The organism is Luteimicrobium xylanilyticum (assembly GCF_009429125.1).
Taxonomy (GTDB): domain Bacteria; phylum Actinomycetota; class Actinomycetes; order Actinomycetales; family Cellulomonadaceae; genus Luteimicrobium; species Luteimicrobium xylanilyticum.
The window spans coordinates 3538139-3559900 of record NZ_CP045529.1; the positions used below are offsets into that span (position 1 = coordinate 3538139).

Here is a 21762-nt window from a genome sequence, read left to right on the forward strand (position 1 = left end):
GGAGGTCAGGCGGCGGCGACGGTCGCGCGCTCGGCGACGTCCGCGCTCTGCTCGGGCGAGGGCGGGTCGGGGATGGTGCGGCGGAGCTCGGGGACGACGTCGGACGCGAAGAGCCGGAGCGAGTCCTCCCAGACCTGCTGCCCGAGGCCGCCCTTGTTCCCGGCGACGTTGATCACGCGGTGCCCGAACGCCTCGTGGTAGCGGGCCACCTTGTCGAGCACCTGCTGCGGGCTGCCGATGAGGTTCGAACCCTGCTCGAGGAAGTCCTCGTAGGAGTCGTAGAAGGTGACGGTCCCGGGCAGGTTCGTGTTCGCGGCGCGCAGCCGTGCGGCCTGCGCCTCGTAGACGGGCCGGTACGCCTCGACGGCGTCCTGCGAGCGCTCCGCCACGAGGACGGCGCCGTGCCCGGCGCCGACGAGCGCGTCCTGCGGGTCGCGGCCGCGCGCGGCCCACGTCTCGCGGTAGTGCCGGACGAGGCGCGCGTAGTACTCGAGCGGGTTGAAGCCGTTCGCGGAGAAGATCGGGTCGCCGTACTCGGCGGCGAGCTCGACGCTGCGCTGGGCGGTCGCCGAGCCGTGCCAGACCCGGATCCGTCGCTGCAGCGGCGGCGGGAAGACGGACGCCTCGCGCAGCGGCGTGCGGCGGATCGTCGGGAGCCCCTCGGGCGGGTCCCACGTCACGGGCTCGCCCGACCAGAGCTGACGCAGGAGCCGGTAGTTCGCCTCGAGCGTGTCCCACGCCTCCGTGCGCCCGATGCCGAAGAGCTCCGCCTGCTCGGGGCCGTTGCCCTTGCCGACGATGATCTCGAGGCGGCCGCCGCTGAGATGGTCGAGGGTCGCGTAGTCCTCGGCGACGCGGACGGGGTCGAGGACCGACAGCAGGGTCACGCCCGTGAAGAGGCGGATCCGCGACGTCCGTGCGGCGATGTGCGACAGCACGACGGGTGGCGCGCTCGACACGAACGGCGTGTGGTGGCGCTCGCCGACGGCGAAGCCGTCGAACCCGAGCTCCTCGAAGAGGACGGCGTTGCGCACGACCTCCTGGAGGCGAGCGGTGACCTGTTCGGGGGTCGCACCGGCGGGGGCGTCGATGAGGTCGAGACCGTTGATCGCGGCCATGGGGATGTCCTTTCTCGGGGAGGTCAGGCGGCCGGCGCGGGCAGAGCCGCAAGGAGTGCCTGGGTGTACACGTGCTGGGGGCGGTGGAAGACGTCGTCGACGTCGCCCTGCTCGACGACGCGCCCGCCCGTCATGACGAGCACACGGTCGGCGACGTGGTGGACCACGCCCAGGTCGTGCGAGATGAACAGCACCGACGTGCCCGTCTCGGCCTGGAGCTCGCCGAGCAGGTCGAGGATCCCGGCCTGCACGGAGACGTCGAGCGCGGACACGGGCTCGTCGGCGACGAGGAGGCGCGGGTGCGGGGCGAGGGCCCGGGCGATCGAGACGCGCTGGCGCTGCCCGCCGGACAGGGTGCGCGGGTGGCGGTCCGCGAACGACGCGCCGAGGCGGACCTGGTCGAGGACCTCGGCGACCCGGCGGCGGCGGTCCTCGCCGCGGACCCCGACGGCGTCGAGGCTCTCGGCGACGATCCGCCCGACCGTGTAGCGGGGGTCGAACGAGCCGAGCGGGTCCTGCGCGATGAGCTGGACGTCGCGGCGCAGGTGCCGGCGCCGCGACTCGGGCACGCCCGTCCAGGGCTCGCCGCCGAGGGTCACCGCACCCGAGTCGGGCTCCACCAGCCCGAGGACGATCCGGGCGACCGTCGTCTTTCCGGACCCGGACTCCCCGACGATGCCGAGCGTCTCGCCGCGCGCGACCTCGAGGCTCACGTCGTCCACGGCGACGGTCTCGTGCGCGCCTGCCCGACCGTGCACCCGGTACGTCTTGCGCAGGTGCTCGGCGGCCAGCACGACGGCGGAGCGTTCGGGCTCGGGGCGCACGAGCGGCGTCCGGTCCACGAGCCGCAGCCCCTTGGACGACGCCGACGGGACCGCGCGCAGCAGCTCGCGCGTGTACGGGTGCTGGGGCCGGCGCAGGACGTCGTCGGTCGCGCCCTCCTCGACGACCTCGCCCGCGCGCATCACCAGCACCCGGTCCGCGATCCGGGACACGACCGCGAGGTCGTGGCTGATCAGCAGGATCGTCGCGCCGCGCTGCTTCTCGAGCGCGAGCAGGTCGAGGATCTGCGCCTGCACGGTGACATCGAGCGCGGTCGTGGGCTCGTCGGCGACGAGCAGGTCCGGGTCGCCCGCGAGCCCCGCGGCGATGAGCCCGCGCTGGCGCAGCCCGCCCGAGAGCTGGTGCGGGTGCTGGCGGGACCGCACCTCGGGCTCCGGCACGCCCACGGACGTGAGGAGCGCGTGCACCCGGTCCGCGACCGCGCGTCGTCCGCGCGCGAGGCGGTGGGTGCGCAGGGTCTCGCCCACCTCCGCGCCGAGCGTGCGCAGCGGGTCGAGCGAGACGAGGGCGTCCTGCAGGACGAACCCGACGGTCCGGCCGCGCAGGCGTCGCCAGGTGCGCTCGTCGGCGTCGCGCACGTCCTGGCCGGCGAGCTCGAACGTGTCCGCCGACCAGGTCGCCGTGCGGGGCAGCAGCCCTGCCAGCGCACGCGCGGTCACGGTCTTGCCGGACCCGGACTCCCCGACGATCGCCACGCACGTCCCGCGCTCGACGTCGAGGTCGAGCCCGTGCACGGCGGTGACGGGGCCGTCGGGGCCGGGGAACGCGATCTTCAGTCCGCGGACGGTGGCGACGCTCATGCGTTCTCCCGGTGCTCGAGGCGCCGCTGGAGCCAGCGTCCGACCACGGACACCGACACGACGACGAGGACGATCGCGACGCCGGGGAAGACGGAGATCCACCAGGCGTTCTGCAGGTAGTTGCGGCCGTCGGCGAGCATGGCGCCCCACTCGGGGGACGGCGGCTTGGGGCCGAGGCCGATGAAGCTCAGCGACGACGCCGCGAGGATCGCCGTGCCGAGCCCGATGGTCGCGAGGATCGGCACGGACACGACGGCGTGCGGCAGCACGTGCCGGACGACGAGCGTGGTCCGCCGGAGCCCGAACGTGACCGACTGCTCGACGTACGCCGAGCGCCGCACGACGTGGGTCTCGGCGCGGACGATGCGCGCGTACCGGGGCACGGACGCGACGGCGAGCGCGACGATGACGGTCGGGATGCCGGGCCCGACGATCGTGACGAGCACGATCGCGAGGAGGATCGCGGGGAACGCGGCGACGACGTCGAGCCCGCGGGCGGTGACCTCGTCGGCGAGCCGGCCGCCGAGCCCGGCGAGTATCCCGAGCAGCACGCCCGCGAGCACGCCGAGCGCGGTCGCGGACACGGCGATGAGCACGGAGTAGCGCGCGCCGTAGACGACGCGCGACCACACGTCGCGGCCGAGCTGGTCGGTGCCGAGGAGCCCGCCGTGCCCGGGGGCGAGGAACGCGCGCAGGGGGTCGGCGTCGAGCGGCCCGCGCGAGGCGAACACCCCGGGGAACGCGACCACGAGGAGCAGGACGAGGAGCACGGCCGACGCGAGGAGCACGCCCCAGGGGATCGCCCGCAGGCGCGCGGGCGCGCCCGGCCCGGTGCGCGGGGCGGCCGGCGGGGCCTGCGCGTCCGACGGCGGCCGGCTGACGACGGCGGTCATGCCCGGCCCCCCGTCCGCAGGCGCGGGTCGATCACGAGCGCGAGCAGGTCGACCGCCGTGTTGACGACGACGTAGACGAGCGCGCTGAGCAGCGCCACCCCGAGCACGACGGGCAGGTCGCGGCCCTGCGCCGCCTGGAGCGCGACGACCCCGATCCCGGGCCGCCCGAACACCTGCTCGACGATGATGACGCCGCCGAGCAACCCGCCGACGAGCCACCCGAGGAGCGTCACGACGGGCAGCGACGCGTGCCGCAGGCTGTGCCGCACGCGCAGCGCGGTCTCGGAGACGCCGCGAGCCCGGACGCTCAGCGTGTACGGCTGCTCGAGCGAGCGCTCGACACCCTCCCGGAGCACCTGGGAGACGAGCCCGACGAGCCCGAGCCCGAGCGCCGTCGCCGGCAGGACGAGCGACGCGAGCCCGTTGGCGCCCGCCACGGGGAACCAGCCGAGCGAGAAGCTGAAGACGAACAGCAGCACGATGCCGAGCCAGAACTCGGGCACCGACACGACGGTCAGCTCGACGCCGTTCGCGATCCGGCTCGCCCAGGGCCGGCCCGCGGTGCTCACTGCGAGCAGCACGGCCAGGACGAGCGCGACCGCGAGACCGGCCGCCGCGAGCTGCAGGGTGGGGCCGAGCTCCGAGACGATGACGTCGGTCACGGGCCGGTGGAGCTGGTAGGAGGTCCCGAGGTCGCCGTGGAGCAGCCGGGTCAGGTAGTCGACGTACTGCTGCACGACGGGCCGGTCGAGCCCCCACTCGGCCGTCACCGCGGCGACGGCCTCAGGGGTGCGCTGGGTCGGCGGCACGAGCGCGTCGATCGCCGACCCGGGTGCGAGCTGCAGCGCGACGAACGCGACGGTCACGCTCGCCCAGAGCACGACGACCGCGCCGACGAGCCGGCGACCCACCGCGGCGAGCGTGGTCGCCCACGCCCGGCCGCGCACCCCGGAGGCCGCCGGTGCGGCCTCTCGGGCGACGGCCCCCGCGTCGCCCGCGGACGGCAGGAGCGTCGCGCTGGTCACTTGCTCAGCCAGACGTCGTAGGCGCTCTCGGGGAGCTGGTAGTACGTCCGGAATCCGGTGCCGTGCACCTTCGACGACGCCGCGATCTCGTCCTCCGGCTCGTACAGCGGGAAGCTGTAGGCCTTCTCCTTGATGACGTACTGCTGGAGCGCGTCGTACTGCTCGGCGCGCTTCGCGGTGTCGGTGGTCTGCTGCGCGGCGGTCAGCCACCTGCTGAGCTGCGGGTCGGTCACGTTGGACAGGTTGATGAACCCGCCCTTGTCCGCCGGCAGCCAGTGGTACTCGATGTCGACGCCGTCGGGGTTGGTGTTCGAGTTGTCGTACGTGCCGTAGTCGTTCTTGGCCCGGTGCTCGTCCGCGACCCCGGAGTCGACGACCTGGACGTCGAAGTCGATGCCCGCGTTCTGCTTGACCTGCGCCTGGATCGCCTGCAGGAGCGTGTCGCGCTGGTCGCGGACGTAGGGCTGCGACTGGTAGTCCGTGATGGTGAGCCGCTTGCCGTCCTTCGTGCGGTAGCCGTCGGAGTCGCGGCCCGTCCAGCCGGCCTCGTCCAGGAGCGTGTTCGCGGCGTCCTTGTCGTTGCCGTACGTGCCCTCGAGGCTCTTGTCGTAGAAGGTCGGGTCCTCGGGAGAGACGGCGGACCAGGCCCGCGTGCGCTGACCCGCGTACACCGACTTCAGGACGGCGTCGAGGTCGACCGCGTCGCGGAAGGCCTCGCGCACCCTGACGTCCGACGTCGGCCCGGTCAGCGTGTTGAAGTAGAGCGAGTAAGGCGTGCCCGTGTTGAGCGCGGTCCGGTAGGTGAAGGCACCGTTCTTCTGGAACTGCGCCGCCTGGGTCCCGGGCACGCCCTCGACGACGTCGACCTGCCTCGACTGCAGCGCGCCCAGCCGGACCGACGACTCGGGCAGGAACCGGTACGTGAGCGCGTCGAGGTACGCGGGGCCCTGGTGCTGTGCGGTCGCGGGCGCCCAGTCGTAGTCCTTGTTCTTCGTGAAGTCGAGCTCCTGGCCCTTGACGTACTTGGTCAGGACGAACGGCCCGGTGCCCGCGACGTCGGGCCCGCCGGCCTTGACGTCCGCCTTGGCGTAGGACTTCGGGGAGATGAGCGCCAGGCTGCCGACGTAGTCGAGGAACGGCGCGTACTTCTCCTTGAGCACGAGGGTGACCGTGTGGTCGTCGGTCGCCTTCGCCGACTTCAGGTGCGAGAGCGGGCCGGCCGCGCCGTACGGGCTGTACTTCGGGTTCAGCACCTGCTCGAGGTTCGTGACGACGGCGGCCGCGTCGAGCTTCTCCCCGTCCCAGAACGTCACGTCGTCCCGCAGGGTGAAGGTGTAGGTCAGCTCGTCGTCGGACACCGTGTAGGCGCTCGCGAGCCACGGGACGTAGGTGCCGTCGTCCTGGCGGGCGAGGAGCTGCTCGTACGCGTTGCGCAGCAGCAGCTTGGTCTTGTCCTGCCCGTTGAGCTGGGGGTTGAGGGTGGTCGGCTCGGTCTCGACCCCCCAGGTCAGGGTGCCTCCGGCCTGCGGCGTGGACGAGCCGGACGCCTGGGTCCCGGCGTCGGCGCCGCCGGAGCAGGCAGCCAGCACCAGCGCGGCGGAGACGGACAGGGCGGTCGCGGCGAGCGCGGCCGGACGACGGCCCAGCGGGCCGTGCGATCTCGCGGACGTGGTGACGGACATCGGTGCTCCAGGTGGTGAGAGGGTCAGCGGAGAGGTCGGGGTGGCTCAGAGCCACTTCTCGAACGGACGAGGAGTCAGGGCGTCGGGCGGCGCGGCGACGACGGCGACGGGGTCGTAGAGCGGGGTGTAGCCGGCGGCGACGTAGAGGCCGACGGCCTCGGGCTGCCGCGGGCCGGTGGTCAGGTAGGCACGGACGTAGCCGCGCTCGGCGGCCCGTCGCTCGAGCTCGGCGAGGACCCGACGGGCCAGGCCACGGCGCCGGTGCGCCGCGTGGGTCCAGATCCGCTTGAGCTCGGCCGTCGCGACGAGGGGCGTGCCGTCCGCGGCGTGGCTCTGCTCGCCCGCGCCCGGTGTCCGACGCGCGGGCTCCCCGAGCTCGGGCTCGGTCCGACGCCGGAACGCTCCGCCGGCCACGGGCGCACCGCCTGCCAGGAGGAGGACGAGGTCGCCGTCGGGCGGGAGGAACTCCTCGAGGCCCTCGGCACGGAACTCGGCGAGGTACCGGGCCAGCGCCTCGGCGTCGAGCCCGTCGACGCCGAGCAGGTCGGCGTACCGGTCGCGGTACTCGACGAACAGCTCGTCGAGCAGGACCCTCGCGAGCGGGTCGTCGAGGCGGACGCTGCGGACCTCGAGCCCGGAGGCGACGGCGGTCACAGCGTGTCCATCGCGCCGAGGGGGTCCTTCTCCCCGGCCTCGACGGCGGACGGCACGTCGTTGCCGGCCAGCGGGCGGGGGCACGTGCCGTGGTCGTTGAAGTGCGACGGGTAGGCGGTCGCCCGGTTGAGATCGACCCGCAAGACGCCGTCGCGTGACGCCTCCACGTCGGCCTCCGGCACGTGCACGGCCCGCCACGCGGGGGCGCCGTCCGCGCGGTCGGTGAACGACAGCGTGACCCCGCCCTGGTGGCCGGCGACGAGCCCGAGCGTGGCGCCGTCGAGCTCGACCTCGCCGACCACCGTCACGTGGTGCACGACCCCCGGCTGGGCGCCGTCGACGACGTCCGCGCGAGGCTCCGCGTACCAGCGGACGGGGAGGTCCCGGACCTGGGCGGGGTCGAACGCGAAGGCGGGGACGGCCACCTCGTCGCCGGCCGCGACGAACGCCGCGAGCGCGGGCGCCTTCGGGTCGCGGGTGCGCAGCAGGTAGCGGCCGGTGCGCAGCGCGAGCTCAACGCCCACGAGGTCGGCGCCCGCCGCACGAGGCGTCGCGCCTCCCGTGGCGCCGACCAGGAACGGTACGGCCGACCCGGCCTCCGCGACGACGACGGTCCGCACGTCCTCGACCGGGCGCAGAGTGTCCGCGTCGAGCAGGACGGCGCCGTGACCAGCCGCGGCCGGGACGCCGTCGTCGGGTCGGACGTGGGCGCCGTCGTCGTCGGCCCACCAGAGCCCGGGGACACCGTCGACGGAGGCCGGCTCGGCCCCCAGCCAGTGGTGCGCGGTCAGGGAAAGGACGCCACGGGGGGCCCCGAGCCCCGCCACGCGCTGCGCGCGCCAGGCGCGCCAGGCGGACTCCGCGACGTCGGCTGCGTCGGAGGTCGCGGCCGGGCCGGCGGTGTCGAGGGTGTCCGTGGTCATCGTGGTCTCCTGTCGCGGTGGGGGATGTCGCTGGGGGTAGGTCAGGCGGCCGCGCGGGCCGGAACGCCCGGCCGGACGAGCCCGAGGTGGTCGCGCAAGGTCGGGCCGGCGTACTCGGACCGGAACGAGCCGCGCTCCTGCAGCAGCGGCACGACCCGGTCGAGGACGTCGTCGAGCCCGTGCGGCGTGAGGTGCGGCACGAGGATGAAGCCGTCGCTCGCGTCCTCCTGGACGAACCGGTCGATCTCGTCCGCGACGTGCGTCGGGGTGCCGACGAACCCGCCGCGCGACGTGAGCTGGAGGACGAGCTCGCGGATCGACCAGCGGTTCGTCTCCGCGAGCTCGCGCCACTGCCGAGCGACCTCCCGCGGGTCGGCGTGCCGCACCCGACCGCGCGTGATGGCCTGGTTGTCGTAGTCGGGCTCGACGTCGGGCAGCGGTCCCTCCGGGTCGTAGGCCGTGAGGTCCCGGCCCCAGATCTGCTCGAGGAACGCGATCGCCGTCGGGCCGGGGACCTGGGCCAGGCGGATCTGACGTGCCGCCTCCGCAGCTTCTTCAGGGGTGTCGCCGATGGTCACGGTGGTCGCGGGGATGATCTTGAGCGCGTCGCGGTCTCGACCGTGCGCGGCCAGCCGGTCCTTGACGTCGCGGTAGAACGCCTGGCCGTCCTCGAACGTCGAGTGGGCAGAGAAGACGACGTCGGCGGTCGCGGCGGCGAAGTCGCGTCCCTCGCCCGAGTCGCCCGCCTGGAACAGCACCGGGTGGCCCTGGGGGCCGCGCGGCGTCGTGAACGTGCCCCGCACGTCGAACTGCGGGCCCGTGTGCTCGAACGGGTGCGCGATCCCGCCGCCCGCCTCCGCGTCCCACTCGTCCCACGAGTCCCACAGGGCCCGGGCGACATCGACGAGCTCGCCCGCGCGGCGGTACCGGTCGGCGTGGTCGAGGTAGCCGCCGCGGCGGAAGTTCTCGCCCGTGAACGCGTCGGAACTGGTCACGAGGTTCCAGGCAGCGCGACCCTCCGACAGCAGGTCGAGCGTCGCGAACTGCCGAGCGAGCTCGAACGGCTCGTTGAACGTCGTGTTGATGGTCCCGGCGAGCCCGATCCGGTCGGTCACGGCGGCGAGCGCGGCGAGGACGGGGAGCGTGTCGGGGCGCCCGACGACGTCCAGGTCGTGGATCCGGCCCTTGTGCTCGCGCAGCCGCAGGCCCTCGGCGAGGAAGAAGAAGTCGAGCTTGGCGTCCTCCGCCTTGCGCGCGAGATGCTCGAACGACAAGAAGTCGATCTGGCTGCCCGAGCGCGGGTCCGTCCAGACGGTCGTGTTGTTGACGCCCGGGAAGTGGACGCCCAGGTGGATCTGCTTGCGGTTCTTCGTGGTCATGAGCGGGTCTCCGGTCGGCGCGACGGCGTGGGCGGGATCACTGGGCGGCGGCGTAGCGGCTCGCGGGCCGCGGCAGGCCGAGCGTGTCGCGCAGGGTCGTGCCCGGGTAGGCCTGCCGGAAGACGCCGTCGGCCTGGAGCACCGGGACGGTGCCGTTGACGATCGCCCGCAGGTCGGTGTCGAGCGACGCGGGCCGCAACGTGAAGCCGTCCGCGGCGCCCGCGTCGAACCAGTCCTCGAGCAGGTCGGCCAGGTCGACCGCGGTCCCGACGTGGGTCAGGGACCCCTCGGGCAGCCGGCCCTGCTCGCCGCCGAGCTCCTCGAGCAGGTCGAGCCGCTCCTGAGCACTGCGGCGGTCCTGCCCGACGACGGTCACCAGGTCGACGAGCACGCGTACGGCGTTCGGGTCGCGGCCGGCGTCGCGGGCGATATCCCGGACCTCCTCGCGGATCGCGCGCGCGTCGTCCCGCTGCGTCGCCTGCACGCGCACGAGGTCGGCCCGGCGGCCCGCAAGGTCGAGGCTGAGAGGCGAGCCCGCGCGGACGACCACGGGCGGGCGGCCCTGCGGCGACCGGGGAGTGATGGACGGGCCCTTGACGGCGAAGTGCACGCCCTCGAAGTCGACGTAGTGGAGCTTGTCGCGGTCGACGAACCGGTGGGTCGCCTCGTCCCGGATCTCGGCGTCGTCCTCCCAGGAGTCCCAGAGCCGCTCGACGACCTCGACGGCCTCCTCGGCCTCCCGCAGCGCGTCGACCTCGTCGGGGGCCGGGCGTCGACCGAAGACCGCCGCGGACGCGGCGTCCGTGGACCAGCCGAGCTGCCAGGCCGCACGCCCGGTCGACACGTGGTCGATGGTGGCGATCGCCTTCGACACGTGGAACGGCTCGGTGTGCGTGGTGTCGACCGTCGCGACGAGGCCGATCCCGGCCGACCTCGGGGCGAGGCGTGCGCTCACGAGTGCGGCGTCGAGGCGGCCCTGCAGGGCGGCCCCGCGCTGCGGGCGGAGGGTGAACGAGTCGTCGAAGAGCACGAAGTCGAGCAGCCCCTGCTGGGCGGTCGCGACGAGGCCGGCGAGCCGGGCGGCGTCGAACGGACGCGGCGCGACCGGGCCCTGCGCACGCCAGCCGCCGGCGTGCGCGCCGCCGTCCGTGAGGTCGACGCCGAGGTGAAGGGTGCGGGGTGTGGACATGGTGGTCCTCCGGGGTCGGCGGGTCCCGGGCGCGGCGGAGCGGCCCGGCATCCGCACTGGAGCGGGATGAGGGATGGTGCGGGGAGTTCCGGGGGCGGGCCCCCGGGCTGCGGCGGCGGGCGCCTAGCGCGTCGTGGTCGCTGCGGGACGACAGACGGTGGCCCGGCTCTGCGGAGCGGCAGGGCGGGGCGAGCGACGGACCGGGTGCTCGGCGGGCTGGTCGTGGGTCGTCATCGTGTTCCTCCTGGCCCGTGGGCCTCGCGCTGGTTGCCCGTCACGGGGACGGGCCAGGTCATCACCCGGGGCACCCCGCCGCGGAGCGGGGTTGCCGTCCAGCCGGCCGGGGCCGAGGGGCTGGAACTCATGACCTGCGACGACCGTAGGTTTCTTGAGCGATCTGGTCAAGAAAGAGAGTTGACCCGTCCGCCAGCTGGACGAGTGCGTCCGACCACAGGTCACACGGGGTGACAGAGAGTCACACCGTCTCGTGATACGAGACGTTCACCAGCTCCAACCGCGCGCCGTCAGCTCGAGCTCCTCGTGCAGGCGGGCCTCCTGCGCGCGGGGAGCGGCGGCGTCGAGCGGGGCGGGCGGCTCCACGACGTCCTCGTCGTCGACGCCCGCGAGCCGGCACGCCTCGCGGAGCAGCGAGTCGTAGGCGAGGACGGCGGCGCGCCAGTGGTGCGCGCGCGCGTAGAGGTCGGGGTCGGCCTCGATGCGGCGGACCTCCGCGGCGGCGAACGCGAGCCTGACCTGGACGTCGAGCGTCACGAGCGGGTCGACCTCGACCGCCTCGACCTCGACCCGCTCCCCCACGGACCCGTCGGCGCGACCGCGCCCGCGCTCGTCGTCGTGGCGGCGACGACTCGTGACGCGCCGCCAGAGGTCGTGCATGGTGCTCATCGCGACCGCCTTCGGTCCGGCTCCTCTCCCAAGTCTAGGAGCGCGATGTGATGCACGTCACCCGCTGGCCGGAGCCAGTCTCACGGTGACGACGAGGGCCGCATGGTCGGATCCCGGCACGTGGACGGTCCGGACGTCGTCGACGGCGTCCCCCCGGTCCACGAGGACGTGGTCGATCCCGACGAGCGCCGGGAAGCCGCGGTTCGTCGGCCAGGTCAGGGTGGCGTGGCCGCCGCGGTCCGCGGCGTCCGCGAACCGGTGACCGAGCACCTCCCGGAACGCGGAGTGGTCGCGCGTCGCGTTGAAGTCGCCCAGCGCGACCTGCGCCGTCGTCCCCGCCTCGAGCCGGTCCCGGACCACGCGCAGGTCGGACGTCCAGATCGACGTCGAGCCCACCGACGGCGGGACGGTGTGCACCGCCGTGACCCGCACGGGCGTCGCCGCCGGCCCGACCCTCACGGTCGCGGACGGCATCGCGAACCAGGTCGCCTCCCCCGCGTCCGCACCCGTGAGCGGCAGCGCGGACCACAGCCCCGTCCCGCGGTTCCCCGGGCCGACCGAACCCGTGACCCGGTACGGCAGCGCGTCGTCGAGACCCGCCGCGTGCAGGCGGTCGAGCAGCCCGGCGCTCAGCTCCTCGACGGCGAGCACCTGCACACCGTGGTCACGCACGGTCCGGACGATCGCGTCGGCGTCGGCGCGACCGACGAACGCGTTCACCGTCATGACCCGCAGCTCGGGCGCGGTGGGGCCCGCCGCGGGGCTGCCCGTAGTGAGGGGCGCCCACCACGCGCCCTGCACGACGACGACCGCGCCCGCCACTGCTGCGACGCCCAGCAGGGCGCGACGCGGCCGGGCGACGAGCCCGGCGCCGAGGGCGGCGAGGCCGAGGAGCAGCGACCATGCCCCGAACCAGGGCGTCACGCTCACGAGCTGTGCGAACGGCGTCCGGCGGTCGAAGCCGACGGCGCGCGCGAGCGTGACCACGACCGCCGGCGCGAGGAGGACCGCCAGCGCCCAGGCGACGACCCGCGAGCTCGTACGGGCGCGATGGAGACGGGCGGCGCCAGCGGCGGGGGCGTCGGCGGCGGGAGCGGGATCCACGTGAGGACGATAGGGCGCGTCGCGGCCGGGACCCGGACCGCCGGGGCGCCTACCTCAGGACCTGCCCGTCGTCTCCGCCGAACCTCCGTAGTGCCGGACGAGCGGCAGGAAGATCTCGTCGACGATCGACCGGATCCGCACCGCCGGGAGCGGCTCGAACGCCATGAGGAGGTCGTGGCGCACGAGGTCGAAGGGCAGGCTCAGGACGGCGGGCGGGACCCGCTCGAGATCGAGCTCGCCGCGCTCGTGGGCGCGCCGGTAGAGCGCGTCGACGCGGCGCCGTGCCGCGTCGCCGAGGATGCGTTCGCGGACCTGCGCCGGGGTGAGCCCGCTCTCGGCGAGCAGCCCGGAGAACGCCGCACCGGTGACCACGATCCAGAACGCCGAGCTCCGCTCGCTCATGCTCGTCAGGGCTGCGAGGAGGTCGTCGCGCAGGTTTCCCGCATCCGGGATCTCGGCCCGCGTGGCGGCTCGGCGGTGCTCGAGCGCGGCGAGCGTGAGCTCCTCCTTGTTCGCCCAGCGCCGGTAGAGCACGGCGACGCCGGTCTCGGCGCGGGCCGCGACGGACTCCATGGTGAGCCGCGCGTAGCCGACGTCGAGCAGCTCGGCCCACGCCGCGTCGAGCAGCGCGGCCTCGAGCTCGGGGCCGCGGCGACGGCGTCGGACGGGTTCGGTGGCTGCGGACGTCACGCTCCCAGATTAGAGAGGCTTGCATTCCTTATCAAGTGGACCTACTCTCCTAAGAGACGGATTCAACTCTTAAAGAGGAGGCGGGCGATGACCCACCCCGACACCACGTCGACCACGACGGCCCCGGTGCCGCCCGGAGCATCCGCTCCCAGCACCGCGATCGCACCCGCCGTCCGCAACGCCCTGCTCGCCCTCGTCGTCGGCGGCATCGCCGCGATCCTCGACTCGACGATGGTCACGCTCGCGATCCACACCCTCGCCGTGGACCTCGACTCGTCGACCACGACCATCCAGTGGGTCACCACCGCCTACCTGCTCGCGATGGCCGTCGCGATCCCGGTCACCGGCTGGGCGGAGGCCCGGTGGGGCGGCAAGCGGGTCTGGATGGTCGCGCTCCTCGTCTTCGTCGCCGGCTCCGTGCTCTGCGCGGCCGCCTGGGACGACGCGAGCCTGATCACGTTCCGTGCCGTCCAGGGGTTCGGCGGGGGGCTGATCTTCCCCCTGATGCAGACGCTCGCCGTCCGTGCGGCCGACGGGAGGGCGAGCACGCGTCTCATGGCCGCCGTCAGCATGCCCCTCGCCCTCGGACCGATCCTCGGCCCCGTGATCGGCGGGCTGATCCTCAACTGGCTGAGCTGGCGCTGGCTGTTCCTCGTCAATGTCCCCCTGGTCGCCGTCGGGCTCGTCCTCGCGTGGAGGTTCCTGCCCGACGACCGCCCCTCCGCCTCCGCACCCCGTCCCCGGCTGGACGCCGTCGGGCTCGTCCTGCTCGCCCCCGCGCTCACCGGCGTCCTGCTCGGGCTCTCCCAGCTCGCCCAGGACGGCGGCCTGTGGCACCCGGGCGTCCTCGTGCCGCTCGGGGCGGGGCTCGTCCTCCTCGTCGCGTTCGTGGCCCGGGCGCTGCGGCCGGGGTCGCGCCAACCCGTCGTCGACGTCCGGCTCCTGCGCCTGCGGTCCCTCGGCGGCGCGTCCGCCGTCCTGTTCACAGCGGGCGCCGCCATGTACGCCGCGATGTTCCTGCTGCCGCTCTACTACCAGCAGCTCCGCGGCGAGAGCGTGCTCGCGGCCGGGCTGCTCCTCATCCCGCAGGGCATCGGGGCGCTGCTCGCGCGGTTCCTCGCCGGCGGGCTCGTGGACCGGTTCGGCGCCCGCGCCGTGACCGCCGGCAGCTTCCTGCTCACCGCGGCCGCCACGGTCCCCTTCGCCGTCGCCGGGCCCGGCACGAGCCTGTGGTGGCTCGGGGCTGTGCTCTTCGTCCGCGGCATCGGGATCGGCGCGGTCATCATCCCGCCCATGTCCGTCGCCTACCAGGACGTGCCCCGCGCCGACATCCCGCACGCCACCATGAACACGCGCATCACCCAGCAGGTCGGCGCGTCGTTCGGCACCGCGATCGTCGCGGTCGCGCTCCAGGCCATGCTCGACGACGGCGCGACCCAGGCCTTCCGGGGTGCGTTCTGGTGCGCGATCGTCCTGACGCTCGTCGCGCTCGTCCCGGCGACGATCCTGCCGGGCCGCCGAAGGCTCTGAGCCCGAGCTCAGAGCAACCCGCGACGGGCTGCGCTCGCGCCCAGCTGGAACCTGCTCGTCGCCGCGAGCTGTGTCGACAGCTCGGCGATCCTGCGGCGCAGGGTGCGCTCGCTGCAGCCCAGGCGGTGCGCTATCACCTGGTCCGTCAGACCGTTGGCAAGGAGCACGAGCAGCTCGCGGTCGACCGCGCCGTCGCTCCGCTGACCACGGTCCCCGTGCTCGTGGAGCGGCTCGGCCTGCGCCCAGTGGTACTCGAACAGCTCGCAGAGCGCCTGCGTGACCGACGACCGGGCGATCACGACGGCGCGCGGGTCCGACCGCTCGGTCTCCGGGACGACGGGCACCATGGCCGTCCCCTCGTCGACGAGGATCAAGCGTGTCCGCAGGTCCGGACGCACCCGCGTCTGCTCGCCGCGCCCCGCGCTCTCGGCGAGGTACTCGTAGATGACGGGGTCGCGCAGCGCGCTCGTGTCGTAGACGACGCGGATCCGCACCCCGCGGCGCAGCGCTGCCTGCACGACCGCGTCCGTCGCCTCGTCCGTGCCCGTGATGAAGGGCGGGGTCGCCGTGACCCAGATCGAGGAGGTCGCAGCCTGGACCAGCTCGATGTGCCGCTGAACGATCTCGTCACGGCCACGGAGCACCTGGAACAACGTCGCGGGGTCGGCCTTCAGCCGCGCCGCACCGAACGTCATCCCGAGGTCTTGGGCGACGTCGCCGACCTGGTCCAGCACGGACTGGCGCTGGCGGGCGAGCGCCGTCAGCGCGGCCCGCGGCTCGAGCGCCTCCAACCTGTCGTCGACACGGCGCACGAGCCTGAGCCCGACGAGCGTCGCCGCGGACCGGTCGAACTCCTCGAACGAGACCTCGGCGCGCGCCGCGACGTCCGTCGGCATGCGGCCAGGGTGCTCGAGCAGCGCCCGATAGACCAGCTCGTCGACCTCCTCGAGGCCGAGGAGCGTCCACATCTCCTGCCGAGTCACGTCGCCCATCCTGCTCCTTCCCGTCGAGCAGCCCGATGCCTCCGAGCAACATTCTCCGTCCAGATCAGGCATCTGGCCGGGAACGGCGGCCGAACTGGCTAGCGTCTGCCAGCAACGCGACAGCGCCGTCGGGTCCCGTCCGCACCATCCGTCCTCCCTAGGAAGGATTTGTCATGACAACAGCCCACCCATCCCGGCGAGCCCGCGCCACGGCCGCAGCCCTCGCTGCCGCCACCGGCCTCGGTCTCGCTGCGGTACCCGTGGGGCTGGCCTCCGCGTCCGCCTCCACCTCGTCCACCACCCTGACGACGATCGACGGCACGAAGCCGAACTGGCTCGCACGTGCCAAGGTGACGGCGAGCCCGTCGACCGCCCAGCGCTCGGTGGAGAGCGCCCAGCAGGTTCGCGTCTACCTGGCGCCGAAGGGCGGCCTGGACGCCCTGAAGTCCGCGGTCTCGGCCGTCTCGGACCCGACGTCCGCGTCGTACCGCTCGTACCTCACGGCAGCCCAGTACCGTGCCCACTACGAGCCGACCCAGGCCGCCGAGAAGAAGGTGACGCGCTACCTCAAGAGCAAGGGCCTCACGGTCGCAGGCGCGGGCCCCCACCGTCGCTACGTGACCGCGTCCGGAAGCCGGACCGAGCTCGACAAGGCCTTCGGCGTCACGCTCCGCAACTACACCCACGACGGTCAGCAGGTCGTCGCACCGTCGACGGCGGCCAAGGTTCCCGCAGCTCTCGGTTCGAGCATCCTCACGGTGACCGGCCTCGACACCACGGTCGACGCGGCCCACACCGACCACCTCACCGACGCGCAGGAGGCCTCCGGCAAGAAGGCGAAGACGGTCAGCCCGTCGACCCTGCTGTCGCAGGCCACGACACGCAGCGCGAAGGCCTCGAAGATCGACCCACCCGAAGGGACCGTCACCGCCAAGCCCTGCAGCACCTATTGGAACCAGCTGCCCGCGAAGTTCCAGGCCGACTACAAGACGAAGCTGCCCAAGTACAAGAGCCAGCTGCTCAACTACGCGTCCTGCGGCTACACGGGGATGCAGCTGTACACCGGGATCGGCGGCGAGTTCTCGACCGCGGGTGCCGGCCAGACCATCGCGATCGTCGACGCGTACGCGTCCGACACGATGAAGAAGGACCTCAACACGTACTCCACGACGTACGGCATCCCGAAGCTCACCTCGGGCCAGTACTCCCAGGTGCTGCCGACCTCCGGCTTCGCGAACGAGACGGCCTGCGGGGCGTCCGACTGGACCACCGAGCAGACCCTGGACGTCGAGGCCGTGCACGCCATGCGGCCGTCGGCGAAGATCCGCTACTACGCCGCCGCCGACTGCGTCACCGGTCTTCTCGACACGCTCGGGACCGTCGTCGACGACGACAAGGCCGACGTCGTCAGCAACTCGTGGGGCGCCTACGAGATCTACACCGGTCTGGACGACGTCCTGGCCTATGAGCAGGTGTTCCTGCAGGGCGCGATGCAGGGTCAGACGTTCGTCTTCAGCTCCGGCGACAACGGGGACGAGGTCGCCGACCTCGGGGTGAAGACCGTCGAGTACCCCGCTTCCGACCCCTACATCACGTCGGTGGGCGGCACGTCGATCGGCCTGGGGTACGGCATCGGGCTCAACAAGGCCGAGACCGGCTGGGGCAACAACGTCGCGGTCCTCAGCAGCAACCAGAAGAAGTGGGAGGATCGCGGCTTCCTCTACGGTGCCGGCGGCGGGTTCTCCAACCTGTTCGCCCAGCCCGACTACCAGCAGGGCACCGTGCCGTCGAGCCTCGGCACCGGCCGCGCCGTCCCCGACGTGGCGAACGTCGCCGACCCGGCGACCGGCATGCTGGTCGGCCAGACCCAGACGTTCGGGAGCACGGTCCGCTACGGCGAGTTCCGCGTGGGCGGCACGAGCCTCGCTGCCCCGCTCATCGCCGGGAAGCTCGCGCAGGTGACGGAGGCCACCGGCAAGCGGCTCGGGTTCGCGAACCCGCTGCTGTACAAGATCGATCGCGAGGCGTACTACGACATCGAGCCCAGCACGACCAAGGGCACCGTCATCACCTACTACGCCAACCAGACCGACCCGACGGACGGCTTCGACTACTACGTCCGGACCTGGGACCAGGACTCGTCCCTGAAGACGCTCGACGGCTGGGACCCGGTCACGGGCCTCGGACGCCCGAACGGTCTGCTCGTCCAGGCGGTGCAGATCTACACGCACACGCTCCCGAACCCCACGGCCAGCAAGACCACCACGAAGTAGCACGCCCGACCCGCCGGAGCGGCCGCCCCGCCCAGATCTGGGAGGGGCGGCCGTTCCCGTGCTCGGAGTGCGGCAGGCGGGCGTCATCGCCCCGCGAGCCGCGTGAGGGTCGGCCGGTTCTCGGGCGTCGCGACGAGCGGGACGTCGAGGAGCCGGCGCGAGCACGCCCGCACCAGCAGGTCGGCGCGCTCGCACACGTGGCTCGCCCGTGCGACGTCAGCCGGGTCGAGCGGCACGGGCACCTCGAGCACCTCGCCCCACTGCTGCACCTCGGGCTCGACGTCGGGGTCCGCCGCGCGCCGGTCCGCCGCGAGGCGGACCGGCGGAACCTCCGGGGTCAACCGCACCAGCGAGACCGGCGTCACACCCGCTCCTTGGCCGGGGATCTCGGAACCGAGCGCGAGGAGGAGACGGCCCGCCGCGACCACGCCCGCGTGCGCCCAGCCGTCCACCCTGCCGAGCTGCACCCCGCCGAGGTCGGACGGAGCGGGGTCGAGCGCCTCGACGGCCGGCGCGCCCACCTCCGCCGTGTCCACCTCCGCAGCGTCCACCTCGAGCCAGGGCACCTCCGGGTCGGCGATCCCTGCCCATGCCCGCCCCGGGACCCGGCCCGCGAGGCTCGGCCAGCGGCGCAGCGCGGCGCCGTCGAGCGCGGTGGGCGACAGCACGGCGCGCCCCGGCGAACGAGGCGCTCGCAGCTCGCCGCCGCGCTCGAAGCGGGCCCGGTCGTGCGCACGCAGCAGCTCGACCGCGAGCGGCACCGCCTCGTCTTCGGCGGACGCACGGGGATCCACGACGGGCACGCCTGCAGCGAAGCCGGCGATCGCCGCCGGGCTCACCGTGACCTCGGCCACGGCCTCGGCGCCCGACACCACGACCGCGTCGACCACGCGCCCGAACCGCGCCCGTGCGAACGGCCGCGCCGTCCCCTCGAAGGCCCCAGGCCCGATCCGGCGGGCGTGCTCCTCCGTCCCGAGGAGCCGGTACGCGTACCCGAGCTGCTCGGACGCCGCCTCGACGAACGCGGGCGGAGACGTCGCGAGGACGTCGCCCCACCGCTGGACGTCGTCCGGCTCGAGGCTCCCACCGAGCGGTCCGAGCGCCTCCCACAGCTCGCTCCAGGACGACGGATCGGCGGGTCGCCGCCTGCTGAACAGCCCCATGACCAGCTCCTCGCTGCTCGCCGTCAGGACCGACGTGCCGCTCTCAGCCGAAGATGCGTGGAAGCGTACCCTCGAACGCCTCGCGCGCCTCGGTGAGCGGCACGGTGAACAACCCGTCGACGACGAGCGACTCCTCCGCGTCACCGGCCCCCGACTCGGGCTCGGCCGAGCCGACGACGCCGAGCTTGAGGACCGCGACACCGCGCGCGGTGCACGCGTCGACGAGCCGCTGCTCCTCGCCGCGGGGCACGGCGACCAGCGCCCGGCCGGTGGACTCGGAGAACAACGCCTCGAACGGCGTCACGCCGTCGCGCTCGCACAGCGCGTCCAGCGACACGCGGGCCCCGACGCCGAAGCGCAGGCTCGCCTCGAGCAGGCCCTGGACGAGGCCTCCCTCGGACAGGTCGTGCGCGGCCTCGACGAACTCGTCGCGAGCGCCCTGGACGAGCACGCCCGCGAGCGCCTTCTCGGCCGCGAGGTCGACCTGCGGCGGGACGCCGCCGAGGTGGGCGTACGCGACGTCGGCCCACGCGGACCCGTCGAGCTCCGCGCGCGTGGTGCCGAGCAGGTAGACCGTCTCGCCCGGGGTGCGCCAGCCCGACGGCGTGACGCGGGCGACGTCGTCGAGCACGCCGAGCACGCCGACCACCGGGGTGGGGTGGATCGACGAGTCGATCTGGCCGGGCTCGCCCGTGCCGTTGTAGAGCGAGACGTTGCCGCCGGTCACGGGGACGCCGAGCTCGCGGCACGCGTCGGCCAGGCCCTCGATCGCCTCGACGAGCTGCCACATCGAGTCGGGGTCCTCGGGCGAGCCGAAGTTGAGGCAGTCGGTCACCGCGAGCGGGCGCGCGCCCGACGCCGCGACGTTCCGGTAGGCCTCGGCGAGCGCGAGCTTCGCGCCGGTGCGCGGGTCGAGCTTGGCGTAGCGGCCGTTCGCGTCGGTCGCGATCGCGACTCCGAGCCCGGTCTCCTCGTCCACGCGGACCACGCCGGCGTCGTCGGGCTGGGCGAGCGCCGTGTTGCCCTGGACGAACCGGTCGTACTGGTCGGTGACCCACGTCTTGGACGCGAGGTTCGGGCTCGCGAGGAGCTTGAGCGCGGTGCGGCGCAGCTCGTCGCCGGACGTGGGGCGCGGGTAGTGCTGCTGCGCGGCGGACGACGAGAGGGTGTCGGCGGCGAGCCCGTCCTGCCAGGCGGGGCGCGCGTACGGGCGTTCGTAGACGGGGCCCTCGTGCGCGACCGTGCGCGGGTCGACGTCGACGATGCGCTCGCCGTGGTGGTCGATGGTGAGACGGCCGGAGTCGTTGACCTCGCCGACGACCGAGGACTCGACGTCCCACTTGCCCGTGATCGCGAGGAACGCGTCGAGCTTGTCCGGCGTGACGACGGCCATCATCCGCTCCTGCGACTCCGACATGAGGATCTCGCCCGCGGTGAGCGTGGGGTCGCGCAGGAGGACGTCGTCGAGCCAGACGTGCATGCCGCCGTCGCCGTTGGACGCGAGCTCGGACGTGGCGCACGAGATGCCCGCGGCGCCCAGGTCCTGGATGCCCTCGACGACGTGCGCCTGGAACAGCTCGAGGCAGCACTCGATGAGGACCTTCTCCATGAAGGGGTCGCCCACCTGGACGCTCGGGCGCTTGGCGGGGACGCCGTCCTCGAACGTCTCGGACGCGAGGATCGAGGCGCCGCCGATGCCGTCGCCGCCCGTGCGCGCCCCGAAGAGCACGACCTTGTTCCCGACGCCGGTCGCGTTGGCGAGATGGATGTCCTCGTGGCGCAGCACGCCCACGCACAGGGCGTTGACGAGCGGGTTGCCCTGGTAGGACGCGTCGAACACGAGCTCGCCGCCGATGTTCGGCAGGCCGAGGGAGTTCCCGTACCCGCCGACGCCCGACACGACGCCGTGCACGACGCGCGCCGTGTCCGGGTGGTCGACGTCGCCGAACCGGAGCTGGTCCATGACCGCCACGGGGCGCGCGCCCATCGAGATGATGTCGCGGACGATGCCGCCCACGCCCGTCGCGGCACCCTGGTACGGCTCCACGAAGCTCGGGTGGTTGTGCGACTCGACCTTGAAGGTCACGGCCCAGCCGTCGCCGATGTCGACGACGCCCGCGTTCTCCCCGATCCCGACGAGGAGGTGCTCCTTCATCTCGTCGGTCGTGGCCTTGCCGAACTTCGACAGGTGCACCTTCGACGACTTGTACGAGCAGTGCTCCGACCACATGACCGAGTACATGGCGAGCTCGGCGGCCGTGGGGCGGCGCCCCAGGATGTCGCGGATGCGCTGGTACTCGTCCGGCTTGAGGCCGAGCTCGGCGTACGGCTGCGCCTCGTCGGGCGTCGCGGCGGCGCGCTCGACGGTGTCGGTGCCGGAGGTCTGCTCGTCGCGCTCGAGGACGTCGTCACGGGGCGGGACGTGGGCGGGCACGTCGGACGCCGGGTGCTCGGTGGGGGCAGTCATCGGTTCCCTCGGGTGGAGTGGGGCGGGGCCGGAGCGGCGCCCACCCGAGTCTACCGGCGCCCCTCGGAGGCGAACCGCTGCCTGTCCGGCGGCCCGCCCCTCGCCGACCCGCCGGGACAGCGCGTCGTCGGGCTCGCGCGGGC

17 protein-coding genes and 1 riboswitch are annotated in these 21762 nt (G+C 73.6%); of the genes, 2 read left to right on the top strand and 15 right to left on the bottom strand.

The annotated features are described in order from the left end of the window. Positions 1 to 5: 5 nt before the first annotated feature. The 12 genes from KDY119_RS15730 to KDY119_RS15785 all read right to left on the bottom strand — a co-directional run bounded on the left by KDY119_RS15730 (position 6) and on the right by KDY119_RS15785 (position 13203). Entirely contained in the window at positions 6 to 1118 is a 1113-nt protein-coding gene (locus KDY119_RS15730) for an LLM class flavin-dependent oxidoreductase (protein ID WP_153022523.1), read from the bottom strand. A 23-nt stretch (positions 1119 to 1141) separates the two neighbouring features. Continuing rightward, positions 1142 to 2761, bottom strand: coding sequence for a dipeptide ABC transporter ATP-binding protein (locus KDY119_RS15735; RefSeq protein WP_036947486.1), 1620 nt, complete (start codon positions 2759 to 2761; stop codon positions 1142 to 1144). Then, the gene (locus tag KDY119_RS15740) at positions 2758 to 3654 is read right to left on the bottom strand and encodes an ABC transporter permease (protein ID WP_153022524.1); all 897 of its coding nucleotides are present in this window, start codon (positions 3652 to 3654) and stop codon (positions 2758 to 2760) included. Before KDY119_RS15740 ends, KDY119_RS15735 begins: the two co-directional genes overlap by 4 nt. Continuing rightward, positions 3651 to 4679 carry an ABC transporter permease gene (locus KDY119_RS15745; protein ID WP_227994382.1) on the bottom strand — a complete coding sequence of 343 codons (1029 nt, stop codon included), beginning with the start codon at positions 4677 to 4679 and terminating at the stop codon, positions 3651 to 3653. The genes KDY119_RS15740 and KDY119_RS15745 overlap by 4 nt, the downstream gene beginning before the upstream one ends. Then, positions 4676 to 6361 (bottom strand): ABC transporter substrate-binding protein, encoded by a 1686-nt coding sequence (locus tag KDY119_RS15750; RefSeq protein ID WP_051136311.1) that lies wholly within the window; start codon positions 6359 to 6361, stop codon positions 4676 to 4678. The genes KDY119_RS15745 and KDY119_RS15750 overlap by 4 nt, the downstream gene beginning before the upstream one ends. 45 nt (positions 6362 to 6406) lie before the next feature. Further along, positions 6407 to 7015, bottom strand: coding sequence for a GNAT family N-acetyltransferase (locus tag KDY119_RS15755; protein ID WP_036947487.1), 609 nt, complete (start codon positions 7013 to 7015; stop codon positions 6407 to 6409). Beyond that, a complete protein-coding gene (locus KDY119_RS15760; protein ID WP_036947488.1) occupies positions 7012 to 7938 on the bottom strand; it encodes a DUF1684 domain-containing protein in 927 nt (308 codons plus the stop codon). Before KDY119_RS15760 ends, KDY119_RS15755 begins: the two co-directional genes overlap by 4 nt. Before the next feature lie 41 nt (positions 7939 to 7979). Beyond that, entirely contained in the window at positions 7980 to 9317 is a 1338-nt protein-coding gene (locus KDY119_RS15765; protein WP_036947489.1) for an NtaA/DmoA family FMN-dependent monooxygenase, read from the bottom strand. Between the two features lie 37 nt (positions 9318 to 9354). Next, complete coding sequence (locus KDY119_RS15770; RefSeq protein WP_036947490.1) at positions 9355 to 10506, bottom strand: LLM class flavin-dependent oxidoreductase; 1152 nt, start codon at positions 10504 to 10506, stop codon at positions 9355 to 9357. Positions 10507 to 10764: 258 nt separating this feature from the next. After that, a riboswitch (SAM riboswitch) is annotated at positions 10765 to 10875 on the bottom strand. A gap of 132 nt (positions 10876 to 11007) precedes the next feature. After that, positions 11008 to 11409: a hypothetical protein gene (locus KDY119_RS15775; RefSeq protein ID WP_227994383.1), complete on the bottom strand. Its 402-nt coding sequence runs from the start codon at positions 11407 to 11409 to the stop codon at positions 11008 to 11010. 57 nt (positions 11410 to 11466) lie between these two features. Next, entirely contained in the window at positions 11467 to 12513 is a 1047-nt protein-coding gene (locus tag KDY119_RS15780; protein ID WP_153022525.1) for an endonuclease/exonuclease/phosphatase family protein, read from the bottom strand. A 54-nt stretch (positions 12514 to 12567) separates the two neighbouring features. Continuing rightward, entirely contained in the window at positions 12568 to 13203 is a 636-nt protein-coding gene (locus tag KDY119_RS15785) for a TetR/AcrR family transcriptional regulator (RefSeq protein WP_036947492.1), read from the bottom strand. Positions 13204 to 13290: 87 nt separating this feature from the next. Between KDY119_RS15785 and KDY119_RS15790 the strand changes: the two genes are divergently transcribed. Continuing rightward, positions 13291 to 14733, top strand: a complete 1443-nt coding sequence (locus KDY119_RS15790) for a DHA2 family efflux MFS transporter permease subunit (protein ID WP_036947493.1) — start codon at positions 13291 to 13293, stop codon at positions 14731 to 14733. An 8-nt stretch (positions 14734 to 14741) separates the two neighbouring features. Here KDY119_RS15790 and KDY119_RS15795 read toward each other — a convergent pair whose 3' ends face one another. Next, entirely contained in the window at positions 14742 to 15725 is a 984-nt protein-coding gene (locus KDY119_RS15795; RefSeq protein WP_051136312.1) for a TrmB family transcriptional regulator sugar-binding domain-containing protein, read from the bottom strand. A 164-nt stretch (positions 15726 to 15889) separates the two neighbouring features. Between KDY119_RS15795 and KDY119_RS15800 the strand changes: the two genes are divergently transcribed. Next, positions 15890 to 17989 carry a S53 family peptidase gene (locus tag KDY119_RS15800; RefSeq protein ID WP_083890657.1) on the top strand — a complete coding sequence of 700 codons (2100 nt, stop codon included), beginning with the start codon at positions 15890 to 15892 and terminating at the stop codon, positions 17987 to 17989. Between the two features lie 83 nt (positions 17990 to 18072). On the opposite strand, the gene KDY119_RS15805 is transcribed toward KDY119_RS15800, so the two are convergent. Both KDY119_RS15805 and purL read right to left on the bottom strand, forming a co-directional pair. Further along, the gene (locus tag KDY119_RS15805; RefSeq protein WP_153022526.1) at positions 18073 to 19152 is read right to left on the bottom strand and encodes a hypothetical protein; all 1080 of its coding nucleotides are present in this window, start codon (positions 19150 to 19152) and stop codon (positions 18073 to 18075) included. Between the two features lie 43 nt (positions 19153 to 19195). Then, positions 19196 to 21619 (bottom strand): phosphoribosylformylglycinamidine synthase subunit PurL, encoded by a 2424-nt coding sequence (purL, locus tag KDY119_RS15810; RefSeq protein ID WP_083890658.1) that lies wholly within the window; start codon positions 21617 to 21619, stop codon positions 19196 to 19198. Positions 21620 to 21762: the final 143 nt, after the last annotated feature.

Bases quoted from the DNA above. Each gene is read 5' to 3' on its own strand.
- KDY119_RS15765 (WP_036947489.1), bottom strand. From the start codon at position 9,317: ATGACCACGAAGAACCGCAAGCAGATCCACCTGGGCGTCCACTTCCCG.
- KDY119_RS15770 (WP_036947490.1), bottom strand. From the start codon at position 10,506: ATGTCCACACCCCGCACCCTTCACCTCGGCGTCGACCTCACGGACGGC.
- KDY119_RS15730 (WP_153022523.1), bottom strand. From the start codon at position 1,118: ATGGCCGCGATCAACGGTCTCGACCTCATCGACGCCCCCGCCGGTGCG.
- purL (WP_083890658.1), bottom strand. From the start codon at position 21,619: ATGACTGCCCCCACCGAGCACCCGGCGTCCGACGTGCCCGCCCACGTC.
- KDY119_RS15795 (WP_051136312.1), bottom strand. From the start codon at position 15,725: ATGGGCGACGTGACTCGGCAGGAGATGTGGACGCTCCTCGGCCTCGAG.
- KDY119_RS15760 (WP_036947488.1), bottom strand. From the start codon at position 7,938: ATGACCACGGACACCCTCGACACCGCCGGCCCGGCCGCGACCTCCGAC.
- KDY119_RS15735 (WP_036947486.1), bottom strand. From the start codon at position 2,761: ATGAGCGTCGCCACCGTCCGCGGACTGAAGATCGCGTTCCCCGGCCCC.
- KDY119_RS15805 (WP_153022526.1), bottom strand. From the start codon at position 19,152: ATGGGGCTGTTCAGCAGGCGGCGACCCGCCGATCCGTCGTCCTGGAGC.
- KDY119_RS15740 (WP_153022524.1), bottom strand. From the start codon at position 3,654: ATGACCGCCGTCGTCAGCCGGCCGCCGTCGGACGCGCAGGCCCCGCCG.
- KDY119_RS15790 (WP_036947493.1), top strand. From the start codon at position 13,291: ATGACCCACCCCGACACCACGTCGACCACGACGGCCCCGGTGCCGCCC.
- KDY119_RS15750 (WP_051136311.1), bottom strand. From the start codon at position 6,361: ATGTCCGTCACCACGTCCGCGAGATCGCACGGCCCGCTGGGCCGTCGT.
- KDY119_RS15775 (WP_227994383.1), bottom strand. From the start codon at position 11,409: ATGAGCACCATGCACGACCTCTGGCGGCGCGTCACGAGTCGTCGCCGC.
- KDY119_RS15800 (WP_083890657.1), top strand. From the start codon at position 15,890: ATGACAACAGCCCACCCATCCCGGCGAGCCCGCGCCACGGCCGCAGCC.